The organism is Amycolatopsis anabasis (genome assembly GCF_009765355.1).
In the GTDB taxonomy this organism is placed as follows: Bacteria; Actinomycetota; Actinomycetes; order Mycobacteriales; family Pseudonocardiaceae; genus Amycolatopsis; species Amycolatopsis anabasis.
In genome coordinates, this window is record NZ_VTHK01000025.1 from 108,037 (window position 1) to 121,751 (window position 13,715).

A 13,715-nucleotide genomic window follows, 5' to 3' on the forward strand; every position below is an offset into this window, starting at 1 on the left:
TCGGCAAGATCACACCGCGGCGATCACCTCGTCGATCCGCCGGGCCAGCGAAACGTCGTTCTCCGTGATGCCGCCGTCGGAATGCGTGCTCAGCCGGAAGGTCAGGGTGCGCCACCGGATGTCGATGTCGGGATGGTGGTTGGCGCTCTCCGCGACCTCGGCCACCCGGTTCACCACCAGGATCGCCTGCGGGAAGTCGGCGAGCTCGGCAGTGCGCGCCAGCGCGTTGCCGTCCCGGCGCCATTCCGGCAGCTGTTCCAGGGCTTCGGAAATCGCTTGATCACTCAGTAGGTCTGCCATGACCCCTATGGTGGTACGGCGGTGGGTACGCTGCACCTCGCGCTCAAGAAGACCGCTCAAGAAGACACCGCCCAGGAGGGGCCATGAGGACCACCCCGCCGCGCGTCGCGGCCGCGCTGTGCCTCGCCGGGGCGCTCACCGCGAGCTGCTCGACGCTGGGCGGTTCGGGCGACCAGCAGCAGGGCACCGCCACGGTGACCCTGGCGACCCACGACTCCTGGGCCGCGCCGCAGGAGGTGCTGGACGCGTTCGAGCAGCAGTCCGGCATCAAGATCGTCGTCCGCAAGGAGGGCGACGCCGGGGCGCTGACCAACAAGCTGGTCCTGACCAAGGCGAACCCGATCGCGGACGTGGCCTACGGCATCGACTCCACCTTCGCCTCCCGCGCGCTGGCCGAGGGCATCTTCGAGCCCTACACCAGCCCCGAGGCCGACCGCGGCCCGCAGCGGTACGCGGCCGACTCCGAGCACCGGATGTCCGCGGTCGATCTCGGGGACGTCTGCGTCAACATCGACCCCGCGTGGTTCGCGGCCAAGGGCCTGCCCGAACCGGCGAGCTTCGACGACCTCGCCGATCCCCAGTACAAGGACCTGACCGTGGTCGAGAACCCGGCCACGTCGTCGCCGGGGCTGGCGTTCCTGCTCGGCACGATCGCGAAGTTCGGCGAGCAGGGCTGGCCGGGCTACTGGTCGAAGCTGAAGGCCAACGGGGTCAAGGCGGTCAGCGGCTGGGAGGAGGCCTACACCCAGGACTTCTCCGGTTCGTCGGGCAAGGGCCCGCGGCCGATCGTGGTGTCCTACGCGTCCTCGCCCGCGAACGAGCTCGGCCCGGACGGCAAGCCGCGCACCAAGGCGCTGCTGGACACCTGCTACCGGCAGGTCGAGTACGCCGGTGTGCTGGCCGGGGGCAAGCAGCCGAAAAAGGCCCGCAAGGTGGTCGATTTCCTGCTCTCCCAGCAGTTCCAGGTGACCGTGCCGGCCAATATGTACGTCTACCCGACCCGCCAGGGTGTGAACCTGCCCGCCGGCTGGGCCGAGGCCGCGCCGCTGCCGCAGAATCCGGCGACGCTGCCCGGTGACCAGGTGCAGGCGGGCCGGGAGCGGTGGATCGCGCAGTGGCGCTCGCTCATCGAATCCTGAGGAACCGGGGCTCCGGCCTCGCGCTGCTGGCCGTGGTGCCGGTGGGCTTCCTCGCCGTGCTGTTCGCCTGGCCGGTCGCCGCGATCATCGGGCACGGATTCGCCGAAGGCGGCGTGTTCACCGTGCTCGCGGACGACCAGACCTGGCGGCTCGCCGGATTCACCCTCGCCCAGGCGGCCGCGTCCACGGTCGTCGCGGTGCTCGCCGGGATGCCGGTGGCGTTCCTGCTCGCGCGGGTGCGGCTGCCCGGGATCGCGGTGGCGCGCACCCTGGTGCTGGTGCCGTTCGTGCTGCCGAGCGTGGTGGTCGGGCTGGCCTTCCGCGCGCTGTGGCCGGACGGCGGGGTCGCCTCGATCGTGCTGGCGAACGCGTTCTTCAACGTAGCGGTGGTGGCACGGACGGTCGCCGGGCTCTGGGCGCAGCTCGACTCCCGCGCCGAGGACGCCGCGCGGGCGCTCGGCGCGTCGCCGTGGCGGGCGTTCCGGTCGGTGACCCTGCCCGCGCTGGCGCCCGCGATCACCTCGGCCGCGGCGGTGGTGTTCCTGTTCTGCGCCACCAGTTTCGGGGTCGTGCTGATGCTCGGCGGGGCGCGGTTGCGGACCCTGGAGACGGAGATCTACCTGCGCACGGTGAACCTGCTCGACCTGTCCGGCGCGGCCGCGCTGTCGCTGGTGCAGCTGGCCGCGGTGGTCGCCGCGCTGGCCCTGGGCGCGCTCGCCCGGCGCCGCCGCGAGACCGCGTTGCGCATGCGTTCTCCGGCCGTGCTCGCGCGGCGGCCCGCGGGCGGCCAGTGGTTCGTGGTGCTCGCCGCGTTCGCGGTGCTGGCCCTGCTGCTGACCCCGATCGCGGCCCTGCTGCTGAAATCGGTGTCCACATCGGACGGTTGGAGCCTGGCCGGGTACCGGGCGCTGACCGGGCACGGGGCGGACGGCACGCTCGCGGTCTCCGGCTGGGAGGCGGCGCTGCGGTCGCTGCGCACGGCCACCGACGCGACCGTGCTCGCCATGGTCGTCGGCGTGCTCGCCTCGGTGCTGCTGGTGTCGTTGCGCCGCGCGCCGAGCCGGGTGGCGCACGCGACGGGGGAGGCGATGGACGCCGCGCTCATGCTGCCGCTCGGCGTGTCGGCGGTGACCGTCGGCTTCGGTTACCTGGTGACCCTGGACGCCCTGCCCGGTGACCTGCGGACGTCACCGCTGCTGGTGCCGCTCGCGCAGGCGCTGGTGATCATCCCGCTGGTGGTGCGCATGGTGCTGCCGGTGCTGCGCTCGGTGGACGAGCGGCTCCGCCAGGCGGCCGCGACGCTGGGCGCGAGCCCGGCCCGGGTGTGGCGCGAGATCGACCTGCCGCTGACGATCCGCTCGGTGGCGGCCGCCGCCGGATTCGGGTACGTGGTCGCGCTCGGCGAATTCGGCGCGACGAGCTTCCTCGCCCGGCCCGATTCGCCGACCCTGCCGGTGGCCGTCTCGACGCTGATCGGGCGGCCGGGCGAGCTGAACAACCAGCTGGCCTATGCGGCCTGCGCGCTGCTCATGCTGGTGACCGCGGCCGCGGTGGCGCTGATCGACCGGCTCGGCTCCGCGTCCGGGCACACCGCGGTAGGGGAGTTCTAGGCCGATGTCGCTGTCCGTCCACGACCTGACCGTCCACTACGGACACTTCACGGCGGTCCGCGCGGTGTCCCTGGACATCGCCGACGGCGAAGTGCTCGCGCTGCTCGGCCCCTCCGGATCCGGCAAGTCGACCCTGCTGCGGGCGATCGCCGGGCTGGAACCGATGACCGGCGGCACGGTCCGCTGGGACGGCGCCGACCTCGCCGGAGTGCCGGTCCACCGCCGCGGTTTCGGCCTGGTCTTCCAGGACGGCCAGCTCTTCCCGCACCGCGACGTCGCCGGGAACATCGGCTTCGGCCTGCGCATGCACGGCATTCCTCGGACCGAACACGCGGAACGGATCGCCCGCCTCCTGGACCTGGTCGGCCTGACCGGCTACGAACACCGCCGCGTCACCGAACTCTCCGGTGGCGAGGCGCAACGCGTCGCGCTCGCCCGCGCCCTCGCGCCGAAACCGCGCCTGCTGCTGCTGGACGAGCCACTGTCCGGTTTGGACGCGGGCCTGCGCGAGCAGCTGGCGATCGACTTGGCGGAACTCCTGCGCGGCGCGAAGATCACCACCCTGCTGGTGACGCACGACCAGGAGGAGGCGTTCACCCTCGCCGACCGGGTGGCCGTGCTGCGGCAAGGGGAGATTCGCCAGCTCGGCGCGGTGCCCGAGGTGTGGTCCCGCCCGGCCGACGACGCGGTGGCCCGGTTCCTGGGGGTGACCACGATCCTGCCCGCGGAGGCGAGCGGCGGTCGGGTGCGCTCGGCGCTCGGCGAGGTCGAGGTCCCCGGCGCGGCCGACGGCCCGGTGCGGCTCGGGTTGCGCCCCACCGGGCTGCGGGTGGCCGACGCGGGCGTCGGTGGTGAGGTGGTCGGCCGGGTGCACCGCCGCGACCACGCCCGCCTGGTGGTCCGCCCGGACGGTTACGAGTCCACTGTGGACGCCGTAGCCCCGGCCGGCGCGGACATCCACCCCGGCGACCTGGTCACCCTCGCCCTCGACCCGGACGGCATCGCCCTCATCGGCTGACTCCCGCCCCGGTACCCAAGTCCCCCAATGCGGCATTGGGGACGTTCAACGCCCCGAATGCCGCATTGGGTACCTCCAGTGCCCCGAAAGCCACATTGGGGGACTTGGGCGACTAGCCGTCGCGGGTGGTGAGGCGGGCGTAGGCCAGGGACAGGGCGATCGCGATGTAGCACACCGCCCGCAGCGCGCCCTCGGTCAGCGATCCGGCGGGCACCGGATCGCGCAGCACGTCGGCGAGCACGTCCCAGGAATTGTTGAGCAGGAACGGATGCAGCCAGTCGACCGCGGAGAGCAGGCTCAGCACGGAGAACACCACGGTCCCGCCGAGCACCGAGACGACCACCAGCATCGGGTGCTCGGTGCACGCCGAGATCGCCAGCGCGACCGCGCCGACCGCCCACAGCTGCAGCGTCACCCAGCCCGCCGCCAGGCCGACCTTGCCCAGCACCGCCCAGATCGACAGCGTGCTGCCGGACAACGTGAACATCGACCCGGTGCCGTTGATCACCAGCCCGGTGAGCACCCCGGTCACCGCCATCACCACCGCCGCGGCGAGCGCGACGGTCGCCACCCCGAACGCCTTCACCGCCAGCAACCGGCCCCGGCTCACCGGCGCGAGCATCCAGCCGCGCAGCGTCCCGTGCGCGGACTCCCCGGCCAGCGCGTCGGCACCCGCCATCGCCGCGGTGAGCGGGAGCAGCAGCTGCAGCGTGAACGCGAGCACGGCGATCGGCAGCACGAAAGCGTTGCCCATCGCGGCGGTGAACAGGCCCTCGTTCGGCCCGCCGCCGGGGCGCTCCGCCGCGCTCGTGGGGTCGACCAGGGTCAGGCTGATCCCGACCACCACCGGGATGACCGCCAGCAGGCCGAGCACGATGAGCGTCCGCGGCCGCCGGAAGATCCAGCGCAGTTCCGCGCGGATCAGCCGGGACACGCCGACCGTGGTCGCCGCGGGCCGCGCGGCGCCGGACAGAACCGCCTGCGTCATGCCACTGCCTCCCCGTCGACCTCGGGTAGTCCGTCCGATGTGGACGTATCCGGTTCGTGCTGGGTCAGCCGGGCGAACAGGTCCTCCAGGCCGGTGCGCGCCCGGGTCGCCTCGTGGACCGGCACGCCGCCCCGGACGAGCGTCGCCACGACCTCGGGCGCGGTCGTGGCCGTGAGGTCGGCCCGGACGCCTTCGGGAACCAACCGGCTGGGAATCCGGTTCTCCCGCAAGACATCGACCGCCCGATCACTGTCCGGAGTGGACACGATCAGGGCGGGGCTGCCGGATTCCAGCAACTCGGCCAGCTCGCCCTGGGCCACCACCAGGCCGTCGTGCAGCACCGCGACGTGCGTGCAGGTCGCTTCCACCTCGGCCAGCAGGTGCGAGGAGACCAGCACGGTGACGCCCTCGGCGTGCAGTTCGGCGATGATCTTGCGGATCTCCCGCGTGCCCGCCGGGTCCAGGCCGTTCGTCGGCTCGTCGAGCACGATCATCCGCCGCGGCACCAGCAGCGCGCCGGCCAGGCCGAGCCGCTGCTTCATCCCGAGCGAGTAACCGCGGTAGCGCCGGTGCGCCGCCCCGGCGAGGCCGACCCGTTCCAGCGCCGCCTGCACGGCCCGCGGAACGTCCGAAGAGGACAGTCGCGGCTCGGCGGCGGCCATCCGCAGCAGGTTGTCCCGGCCGGACAGGAACGGGTGGAAACCCGGCCCTTCGACCAGCGCGCCGACGTCGGGCAGCGCCTGCTGCGCGCCTTCGGGCATCGGCTGCCCGAGCAGTTCGACCTCGCCCTCGGTCGGGCGGACCAGGCCGAGCAGCATGCGGATCGTCGTCGTCTTGCCGGAGCCGTTCGGGCCGAGCATGCCCAGCACGGCGCCTTCCGGCACGTCCAGGTCGACCTGGTCCACCGCCACCGTGCCGCGGTAGACCTTGCGCAGGCCCCGGGTGCGCGCGGCGAGCGGTGGAGCGGGCGTGGCGGCCCCGTCCGGGACCGCCACGCCGTACTCCGTGAATACCGAGGAGGTCACTTCGAACCCAGTGCCTCGATGAGCACCTGCTCGGGAACCGCGCCGGCGGCGAAGCGGCCGTCGTCGGTGAGCAGCGCGGTGCCGACCTTCGTGGTGATCACGTGCCCGCTGCCGAACGCGCCGCTGACCGGCTTGCCGAGCTGCGCGATGAGCGCCTTCGGGTCCACGTCGCCGCCCTTGCCCTGCTTCGGCTGGAGCGCCTCGGCCGGGATCTGGCCGGTGAGCACCGTGTCCCACCCGTCGCCGACGACCTTGACGTTCTGCTGCGCCTCTTCGGCGGCCTTCCGGTCGACCTGCGGCTGCTTCTCGGTCACCTTGGCGCCCTGCGGCGGGGTGAACTGGAACCGGTCGGCGGGCTGCGCGGCGAAGTCGATGTCGTCGAACGCGATCTGCAGGGCCGGGTCGGCGGTGCCGTTGGTCAGCACGGCGAACCGCAGCGGCAGCCGCTTCTCCGCGTCGACGGTCACCCGGACCTCGCGCAGCAGCGTGCGCTCGGTCGGCTTGGGCGTGAGGACCAGCTCGTAGGCGGGCCGGTCCGCGACCCGCGCGGTGCCCTCGACCGACACCGTGCTGCTCTCCCGGATCTTGCCGAGCAGCGTGGTCGCCGCGGTCGTCGGATCGGTGACCGTGCCCTCCTCGATGCCTTTGTCCTTGACGTCCTGCGGCAGCGTGATCTTGGTGGCGCTGTTGTCGCCGGAGTTGTACGTCCAGACAGTGGCGCCGTCGTGGACGACGGTCTCCTCGGTGCTGCCCTGCTTGACCGCCAGCCGGCTCCGGCCGTTGCCGTCGTTGTAGACCTGCGCGGAGTCCAGGTTCAGCGCGTTCGAACCGGCCCCGGGCAGCGTGGGCAGGCCCAGCTTGTTGTCCACCTTGACGGTGCCCTCCAGGGCCGGGGTCGGCGCGGTGAGCACCGACTGGACCAGGTCCTCGGCGCTCACCGGTGGCAGTTGCGGCGCCTCACCGGCGCCGGCGGGCAGCGCCATCACCGCGAGCCCGGCGATCCCGAGCGCGGAGCCCGTCACGGCCGCCGTGATGGCTTTCGTCTTCGGTTGCATGCTCATCTCCCTGTGTGTCCGAGCCCCAGTGTGCTCGTTTCCCGACACCCAGGCTTCCCTCCCGAGTCTGAGATCGCGCTGAGATGGGCCGCGAGCGAGCTGAGAGATCCCTGAAGGTCGCGCGCGTGAACCGCGCGGGCTTGGCATTCTGAGAGTCGTGAAACCTCGGGTTCTCGTCGTGGACGACGAGTTGGGTGTGCGGAAGGCGCTGCAGCGCGGGCTCAAGGCGGAGGGCATGGACGTGGTCACCGCCGCCGACGGGCCCACCGGCCTGCAGCTCGCGGCGACCGGCTCGTTCGACGCGGTGCTGCTGGACATCATGCTGCCCGGCCTGTCCGGCTACCGGGTGCTCCAGCAGCTGCGCGCCCAGGGCGTGCCGACCCCGGTGCTGATGATCTCGGCGAAGGACGGCGAGGTCGACCAGGCCGACGGGCTCGATCTCGGTGCGGACGGGTACCTGGTCAAACCGTTCTCGTTCGTGGTGCTGGTGGCCCAGGTCCGCGCGGTCCTGCGCCGGGCGACGGCCGAGGGCGTGCGCGGGCCGCTGCGGGTCGGCGCGCTGACCGTCGACCGGGCCACCCGGGAGGTCCGCTGGGGCGAGGATCCGGTCGCCCTCAGCCCGCGCGAGTTCGCGCTGCTGGAGGTGCTGGTCGGCCGCGCGGGCACGGTGGTCACCAAGGACGAGCTGCTGCGCGCGGTGTGGGGCGACGAGCAGGCGGCCACCCGCAACGTCGTCGAGGTGTATGTCGGTTACGTGCGCCGCAAGCTCGACGCCGTCGGCGCCGGTGAGGTGGTGCGCACGGTCCGCGGCCACGGCTACCTGTGCTCGGATCCGCGGCTCGACGAGGTCATCACCGCGGCCGGTCCGGGGTGATGAGCGGGCGGTCGTGGTGGCTGCGCCGCTCGCTGCGCTTCCGGGTCGCGCTCAAGACCGCCGCGGTCACGCTGGTGTTCCTGCTCGGGCTCGCCCTGCTGGCGAGCCGGGGCCTCGGCCCGCTGCTGATCCGGTCCGTCGACGGGGAACTCGCCGACGCCCTCGGCCCGGCCGGCGCGCAGGTCGCGGCCGGTCACCCGCCCAATCCGGCGTCCGGGGTCACCGTGCGCGTCCTGGACATCGCGGGCACGCCGGTGGACGGCCTGCCGCCCGCGGACCTGAACCCGGGGGACATCCGGGCGCTCAAGGCGGGCGAGCCGGTGCGCACCGGGTCGCCCGGGGATACCGGCGCGCGCTGGCGCTGGCTCGGCTCGGTGGTGTCCGCCCCGGACGGCGCCCAGCGGCTGGTCGTCGCCGGGGCCGGGCTGGTCGGGTTCACCGCCGCGGTCGAGGGCGGTTCGCACTGGCTCTTCTGGGTCGCCTCGGCGGGCGCCGCGCTGGCCGCGCTCGCGACCTGGCTGGTGGTGGGCTCGGCGCTGCGCCCGGTGGGGCGGATGCGCCGGTCGGTGCGGGAACTGCCGCCGGGTGAACGGCTGCCGCTGCCCGGGGCGCGCGACGAACTCCGCGCGTTGGCCGAGGATTTCAACGTGCTGCTGGCCCGGCAGGAGGAGATCAGCGAACGGCTGCGCCGGTTCACCGGGGACGCCGCGCACGAGCTGCGCTCGCCGGTCGCGTCGATCCGGGTCCAGGCCGAGGTCGCGGTCGCCAATCCGGATCCCGAACTCGCCCAGGAGACGCTCGCGGACATCCTGGCCGAGGCCGAACGCCTGTCCGCCCTGCTCGACGGACTGCTCGGCCTCGCCCGCTCGGACGCGGGCGAACTGCCGCCCGCGGAACCGGTCGAACTGGTCTCCGAGGCCCGCGCCGCGGTCGCCCGGCTCCCGGCCGGCGCGCCCCCGGCCCGGGTGACCGGCGCGGTCGCGCAGACCTGGGCGTATGCCGCGCCCGCCGAGGTCGAGCTGGTGCTGAACAACCTGCTGCGCAACGCCTGCCGGTACGCGAACGGGCAGATCGTGGTGTCCGTGCTCGCCGCGCGGTCCACCGTGCGCGTGGTGGTCGACGACGACGGCCCGGGTATCGCGCCGGAGCACCGGGACAAGGTGTTCGACCGCTTCTACCGGGTGTCCGACGACCGGGCGCGCTCGTCGGGCGGCACCGGGCTCGGGCTGGCGATGGTCGCCGAGGCCGTCCGCCGCCGGGGCGGCCGGGTCACCGTCGGCGAGTCCCCGGAAGGCGGCGCCCGCTTCCAGGTCGTCTGGCGCTCGGCGGGTACGTTGCCCGGGTGACCGTGATCGTGGGGGCGGCGATCGTGCGCGAGGGCGCCCTGCTCGCCCAGCAGCGCGCCTGGCCCGACGACGCCGCCGGGCGCTGGGAACTGCCCGGCGGGCGGGTCGAACCGGAAGAGTCCGAAGTGGACGCACTGCGCCGGGAATGCGCCGAGGAACTCGACGTCGACGTGCTCGTCGGCGACCGGGTCGGCCCGGATGTCGCGCTGCCCGGCGGCAAGGTGCTCCGGATCTTCGCGGCCGAGCTGAAAAGCGGCGAACCGCGTGCGGTGGAGCACCGCGCGGTGCGCTGGCTCGCCGCCGGGCAACTCGGCGAGGTCGACTGGCTGCCCGCCGACCGCGAACTCCTGCCCGAGCTCGCGAATCTCCTGGCACGTCCGTGACCCGAAAGCGCGCGCACTTTCGGGTCACGGAGTCGCGGCCGGTCAACCCGCGCCGATGAGGCGTAGCGCGCTCTGCAGCCGGTGTTCCCCCCGTTCGGCCGCCCGCGCCGCGCCCGCCTTGCGCACCCGGTCCAGTTCGGCCGGGTCCGCGAGCAGCGCGTTCGCCCCCTCCCGGACCGGCCGCAGGAGTTCGATGACCGCGTCGGCCACGGCGTCCTTGAGCTCGCCGTAGGACGTGTGCCGCCGCGCCACCTCCTCCGGCCGCGCTCCCGTGCACGCGGCCAGGATCTCCAGCAGGTTGGCCAGCCCGGGCCGGTCCTCCGGCCGGTACTCCAGCGTGCTCTGCCCGTCGGTGACCGCGCGCCGGACCTTGCGCCGGATCAGTTCCGGCTCGTCCAGCACGAACACCACACCCGCCGAGTCCCGGGTCGACTTGGACATCTTCCGCGCCGGATCGGCCAGATCCCGGATGCGCGCACCGGTCGGCGGCAGCACCGCCCGCGGCACGGTGAACACCTCGCCGTAGGTGCCGTTGAACCGCCGGGCCAGCGCGCGCGCCAGTTCGACGTGCTGGCGCTGGTCGTCGCCGACCGGCACCTCGTCGGCGCCCTGCAGCAGGATGTCCGCGGCCATCAGCACCGGGTAGGTGAGCAGGCTCAGCCGCACCCCGGCCTGGCCCTTGGACTTCTCCTTGAACTGGATCATCCGCGCGGCCTCGCCGAAGCTCGCCGTGCACTCCAGGACCCAGGTGAGCGCGCCCAGTTCACGGGCGAGATCGGACTGCACGAAGATCCGCTCGGCCGGGATCCCGGCCGCGATCAGCACGGCCAGCTGCTCACCGGCCAGCGCCCGCAGCTTCGCCGGGTTGTGCGTGGTGGTCATCGCGTGCAGATCGGAGACGAAGTACAGGTCGTCTTCGCCGCCTTCGGCCACCCAGCGCTGGAGGGCGCCCAGGTAGTTGCCGATGTGCACGTGGCCGGACGGAGTGATTCCGGAGAGTCTGCTCATTTCGCCTTCCCATGGGTCGCGCCGCCCGGCGAGAAGGCCCCGGAAACGAAGCAGGCCGCCCACCGGGGCGGCCTGTTGTGCTGTCAGCGCACGGTCGAGGAGCCGCCCGAGGGCGGCCACCACTGTCCGGTGCGCGTTCGCATGCCATCCAGTGTAGCGGCCGGTACAAGCGTGCCAATTTCGACCGGCAGGTTCACCGAAAAGCAAAGGAATTCACCGGAAAGAGCAAAACGAAAGAGAGCACTCCTCGCATTCCGGGCGGGCCGCGTCAATACTGCGCATCGACACGCCCGGTTAACATGGTTCACCGCCCGCTCCCGGAGTTACCTTTCTTGGCATGTATGTCGTACTGGTGAACTACACCGCTCCGCTGGAAGAAGTCGACTACGTGCTGCCGGACCACGTCGAATGGCTGGCCAAACAATACGATCATGGCTATTTCCTGGCGTCCGGGCGCAGGGTGCCGCGGGACGGCGGTGTGATCATCGCCCGGCCGATGCTGCGCGGAAAACTGGACGCCATCCTGGCCACCGATCCGTTCGCGATCAAACATATGGCGAAATACGAGGTGATCGAGTTCTCGCCGACCAGGACCGCGCCCGAACTGCGCATGATCAACGAGGCCGTCGCCCACGCCGGCTAGGCGGCCTTGGCGAACTCCGCCTTCGCCTTCTTGAGGGCGAGCACCGGGCACTTCTTGCAGCGAGGCTTGGACCGGCAGCACTTCTTCTTGACCTTGCCGGCCTTCATCAGCTTGCGGACCCTCGCCCGGGGGTCCGCGGCCTTGCTGTCCTTCTTTCCCACACCACGCTCCAGTGAATCGCTCGCGGCGTCTCAGGTTAGGTGAGCCTAACCGGTTTCCGGGCGTGGTGCTGCTCACAATCGCGTGAAATGTATCCTGGAACAGTCCGCGTGTGGCCAGAGTCGGCCACGGTGCACCTCGCTCGCCGGGCGAGCGGTGCCGCGGGCGCCACCAGCCCTTCGGAGTTTCAGGAGCCCACGCGTGCCCGCAGCCAGTGTCACCGCCTCACGCACCGAAGGCGCGGCGTCCGGTAAGACGCGGCCCGACCTGCGCAACATCGCCATCGTGGCACACGTCGACCACGGCAAGACCACCCTGGTCGACGCCATGCTCCGCCAGTCCGGCGCGTTCGCCGAACGCGCCGAGGTGGTGGACCGGGTGATGGACTCCGGCGAGCTGGAGCGCGAAAAGGGCATCACCATCCTGGCGAAGAACACCGCCATCCGGCGCCAGACCCCCGACGGCCCGGTGACGATCAACGTCATCGACACCCCCGGGCACGCCGACTTCGGCGGCGAGGTCGAGCGTGGACTGTCCATGGTGGACGGTGTGGTGCTGCTGGTGGACGCCAGCGAGGGCCCGCTGCCGCAGACCCGGTTCGTGCTGCGCAAGACCCTGGAGGCCGGGCTGCCGGTGGTCCTGGTGGTCAACAAGGTCGACCGGCCGGACGCGCGGATCGCCGAGGTCGTCGACGAGACCCACGATCTGCTGCTGGACCTGGCCGGGGACATCGAGGACGCCGATCTGGACGCGGTCCTCGACCTGCCGGTCGTCTACGCCAGCGCCCGCGCCGGGAAGGCGAGCCTGGAGCGCCCCGCGGACGGCGGCCTGCCGGACAGCGACAACCTCGACCCGCTGTTCGAGACCCTGCTCTCGCACGTGCCCGCCCCGGCCGCCGATCCGGACGGCCCGCTGCGCGCGCTGGTCACCAACCTCGACGCGTCCAACTTCCTCGGCCGGATCGCGCTGATCCGCATCCACTCCGGCAAGCTGCGCAAGGGCCAGACCGTGGCCTGGCTGCGCGAGGACTCCTCGATCCAGTCGGTCCGGATCTCCGAGCTGCTGATCACCGAGGCGCTCACCCGCGTCCCGGCGCAGGAGGCGAGCGCGGGCGATCTGGTCGCCATCGCGGGCATCCCGGACATCACCATCGGCGACACGCTCGCCGACCCGGAGAACCCCGAGGCGCTGCCGCGGATCACCGTGGACGAACCGGCCATCTCGATGACCATCGGCGTCAACACCTCGCCGCTGGCCGGCCGCAACGGCGGCGACAAGGTCACCGCGCGGCTGGTCAAGGCCCGCCTGGACGCGGAGCTGGTCGGCAACGTCAGCATCCGCGTGCTGCCCACCGAGCGCCCGGACACCTGGGAGGTCCAGGGCCGGGGCGAGCTCGCGCTGGCGATCCTGGTCGAGCAGATGCGCCGCGAGGGCTTCGAGCTGACCGTCGGCAAGCCGCAGGTGGTCACCAAGACGATCGACGGCAAGCTGCACGAGCCGTTCGAGCGCCTGACCATCGACGCCCCCGAGGAGCACCTCGGCGGGATCACCCAGCTGCTCGCCGCCCGCAAGGGCCGGATGGAGCACATGGGCGGGCACGGCACCGGCCGGATCAAACTGGACTACGTGCTCCCGGCGCGCGGCCTGATCGGCTTCCGCACCGACTTCCTCACCGAGACCCGCGGCACCGGTATCGCGAACCACGTGTTCGAGGGCTACTTCCCGTGGGCCGGTGAGATCCGCACCCGGCACAGCGGTTCGCTGGTCGCCGACCGGTCGGGCCCGATCACCGCGTACGCGATGATCCAGCTCGCCGACCGCGGCACGTTCTTCGTGGAGCCGGGCGCCGAGGTGTACGAGGGCATGGTCGTCGGGGAGAACCCGCGGGCCGAGGACCTCGACATCAACATCACCAAGGAGAAGAAGCTCACCAACATGCGTTCGTCCACCGGGGACGAGCTCGAGCGCCTCGCCCGCCCGCGCAAGCTGGGCCTGGAGGAGGCGCTGGAGTTCTGCGCGGTCGACGAATGCGTCGAGGTCGCCCCCGAGGTGGTCCGGGTCCGCAAGGTCACCCTCGACCTCACGCAGCGCGCGAAGGAGCGGTCGCGCGCGAAGAGCCGCGACAACAACGCCTGATCTCCGCGATCGACGGAACCGGACACCGGGT

The 13,715-nt window shown here is 72.3% G+C and carries 14 protein-coding genes; 8 read left to right on the forward strand and 6 right to left on the reverse strand.

Annotation, left to right across the window (positions count from 1 at the left end; translation table 11 throughout):
- Positions 1 to 9: 9 nt before the first annotated feature.
- The gene (locus FXO23_RS29235; RefSeq protein WP_158888684.1) at positions 10 to 300 is read right to left on the reverse strand and encodes a 4a-hydroxytetrahydrobiopterin dehydratase; all 291 of its coding nucleotides are present in this window, start codon (positions 298 to 300) and stop codon (positions 10 to 12) included.
- 83 nt (positions 301 to 383) lie between these two features.
- Between FXO23_RS29235 and FXO23_RS29240 the strand changes: the two genes are divergently transcribed.
- From FXO23_RS29240 to FXO23_RS29250, 3 genes are read left to right on the forward strand one after another with little or no spacing between them, the layout of a single operon-like run.
- The gene (locus FXO23_RS29240) at positions 384 to 1,439 is read left to right on the forward strand and encodes a thiamine ABC transporter substrate-binding protein (RefSeq protein WP_158888685.1); all 1,056 of its coding nucleotides are present in this window, start codon (positions 384 to 386) and stop codon (positions 1,437 to 1,439) included.
- Positions 1,440 to 1,471: 32 nt separating this feature from the next.
- Positions 1,472 to 3,049, forward strand: a complete 1,578-nt coding sequence (locus FXO23_RS29245; protein ID WP_158888727.1) for an ABC transporter permease — start codon at positions 1,472 to 1,474, stop codon at positions 3,047 to 3,049.
- Positions 3,050 to 3,053: 4 nt separating this feature from the next.
- Entirely contained in the window at positions 3,054 to 4,067 is a 1,014-nt protein-coding gene (locus tag FXO23_RS29250) for an ABC transporter ATP-binding protein (protein ID WP_158888686.1), read from the forward strand.
- Between the two features lie 112 nt (positions 4,068 to 4,179).
- Here the strand turns inward: FXO23_RS29250 and FXO23_RS29255 are convergent, their stop codons facing one another.
- Genes FXO23_RS29255 through FXO23_RS29265 form a run of 3 tightly spaced genes read right to left on the reverse strand, consistent with a single transcriptional unit; the run spans position 4,180 to position 7,135 of the window.
- Positions 4,180 to 5,055 (reverse strand): ABC transporter permease subunit, encoded by an 876-nt coding sequence (locus FXO23_RS29255; RefSeq protein ID WP_158888687.1) that lies wholly within the window; start codon positions 5,053 to 5,055, stop codon positions 4,180 to 4,182.
- Positions 5,052 to 6,050, reverse strand: coding sequence for an ABC transporter ATP-binding protein (locus FXO23_RS29260; protein ID WP_179956911.1), 999 nt, complete (start codon positions 6,048 to 6,050; stop codon positions 5,052 to 5,054). Before FXO23_RS29260 ends, FXO23_RS29255 begins: the two co-directional genes overlap by 4 nt.
- Before the next feature lie 26 nt (positions 6,051 to 6,076).
- Complete coding sequence (locus FXO23_RS29265) at positions 6,077 to 7,135, reverse strand: LolA family protein (RefSeq protein ID WP_158888689.1); 1,059 nt, start codon at positions 7,133 to 7,135, stop codon at positions 6,077 to 6,079.
- A 157-nt stretch (positions 7,136 to 7,292) separates the two neighbouring features.
- Here FXO23_RS29265 and FXO23_RS29270 point away from each other — a divergent pair, with 157 nt between their 5' ends.
- The 3 genes from FXO23_RS29270 to FXO23_RS29280 are packed head-to-tail and all read left to right on the forward strand — an operon-like array spanning position 7,293 to position 9,738.
- Complete coding sequence (locus tag FXO23_RS29270) at positions 7,293 to 8,009, forward strand: response regulator transcription factor (protein WP_158888690.1); 717 nt, start codon at positions 7,293 to 7,295, stop codon at positions 8,007 to 8,009.
- Positions 8,009 to 9,355 (forward strand): sensor histidine kinase, encoded by a 1,347-nt coding sequence (locus FXO23_RS29275; RefSeq protein ID WP_158888691.1) that lies wholly within the window; start codon positions 8,009 to 8,011, stop codon positions 9,353 to 9,355. Before FXO23_RS29270 ends, FXO23_RS29275 begins: the two co-directional genes overlap by 1 nt.
- 2 nt (positions 9,356 to 9,357) lie before the next feature.
- Entirely contained in the window at positions 9,358 to 9,738 is a 381-nt protein-coding gene (locus FXO23_RS29280; protein ID WP_158888728.1) for a (deoxy)nucleoside triphosphate pyrophosphohydrolase, read from the forward strand.
- 42 nt (positions 9,739 to 9,780) lie between these two features.
- Here the strand turns inward: FXO23_RS29280 and trpS are convergent, their stop codons facing one another.
- The gene (gene trpS, locus FXO23_RS29285) at positions 9,781 to 10,746 is read right to left on the reverse strand and encodes a tryptophan--tRNA ligase (protein WP_158888692.1); all 966 of its coding nucleotides are present in this window, start codon (positions 10,744 to 10,746) and stop codon (positions 9,781 to 9,783) included.
- A 337-nt stretch (positions 10,747 to 11,083) separates the two neighbouring features.
- Here trpS and FXO23_RS29290 point away from each other — a divergent pair, with 337 nt between their 5' ends.
- Positions 11,084 to 11,389, forward strand: a complete 306-nt coding sequence (locus tag FXO23_RS29290; RefSeq protein ID WP_158888693.1) for a YciI family protein — start codon at positions 11,084 to 11,086, stop codon at positions 11,387 to 11,389.
- Here the strand turns inward: FXO23_RS29290 and FXO23_RS29295 are convergent.
- On the reverse strand, positions 11,386 to 11,550 hold the full coding sequence (locus FXO23_RS29295) for a hypothetical protein (RefSeq protein WP_158888694.1): 165 nt from the start codon (positions 11,548 to 11,550) through the stop codon (positions 11,386 to 11,388). The two genes, FXO23_RS29290 and FXO23_RS29295, sit on opposite strands and share 4 nt — an antisense overlap.
- A 199-nt stretch (positions 11,551 to 11,749) precedes the next feature.
- On the opposite strand from FXO23_RS29295, the gene typA reads away from it, so the two are divergent.
- Positions 11,750 to 13,684, forward strand: a complete 1,935-nt coding sequence (typA, locus tag FXO23_RS29300; protein ID WP_158888695.1) for a translational GTPase TypA — start codon at positions 11,750 to 11,752, stop codon at positions 13,682 to 13,684.
- Positions 13,685 to 13,715 lie beyond the last annotated feature (31 nt).